Annotated in this window: 1 protein-coding gene; it reads right to left on the minus strand. The window is 63.2% G+C overall.

All coding sequences use genetic code 11. The features are described from left to right. On the minus strand, positions 1 to 907 hold a 907-nt coding region (locus EN879_RS37380; RefSeq protein WP_164774915.1), incomplete at both ends, for a ribonuclease E/G.

Consider the following 907-nt stretch of genomic DNA (forward strand, 5'->3'; position numbering starts at 1 on the left):
TTCCAGATTGGTGTGGAGCGCGGTGTCCTCGATCGAGTGCTCCTTGGTGGAGCGGCCCGAATTCACGTCGATGGCAACCAGCGCTTCGGTCTGGTTGATGATGATGTAGCCGCCGCTCTTCAGCGTCACTTGCGGCTGCAGCATGCGGTCGAGCTGTGCCTCGATGCCGTTGCGCACGAAGATCGGCGTCGTGTCGCGGAACGGCTGAACCACCTTGGCGTGGCTCGGCATCAGCATGCGCATGAAGTCCTTGGCCTCGCGGTAGCCTTCCTCGCCGGAGACAAGAATCTCGTCGATATCCTTGTTGTAGAGGTCGCGCACCGAGCGCTTGATCAGGCTGCCTTCCTCGTAGACCAGGGCAGGGGCCGTGGACTGCAAGGTGAGATTGCGGACATTTTCCCAAAGCCGCATCAGATATTCGTAGTCGCGCTTGATCTCTGCCTTGGTGCGGCTCTCGCCGGCGGTGCGCAGGATGACGCCCATGCCCTGCGGCACTTCGAGATCGGCGACGACCTCCTTGAGCCGCTTGCGGTCGACCGCGCTGGTGATCTTGCGCGAAATGCCGCCGCCACGCGCCGTGTTCGGCATCAGCACCGAATAGCGGCCGGCCAGCGACAGATAGGTGGTCAGCGCCGCGCCCTTGTTGCCGCGCTCTTCCTTGACGACCTGCACCAGGAGGATCTGCCGGCGCTTGATCACTTCCTGGATCTTGTACTGGCGGCGCACCGGCTTGCGGCGGTTGCGCACTTCTTCCAGCGCATCCTCGGCGCCGACCGATTCGACCTCGTGATCGTCCGGATGCGAGGACTGCACTTCTTCCAGCATGCCGCGATCATTGTCGCCGGAGGTCGCTTCGCTGCCTTGTTCGGCCAGCGGGACGGCTTCGGAAATCACATCGGCCTCGACC

The organism is Mesorhizobium sp. M7A.F.Ca.AU.002.02.1.1, from assembly GCF_003998535.1.
GTDB classification, from domain to species: domain Bacteria; phylum Pseudomonadota; class Alphaproteobacteria; order Rhizobiales; family Rhizobiaceae; genus Mesorhizobium; species Mesorhizobium ciceri.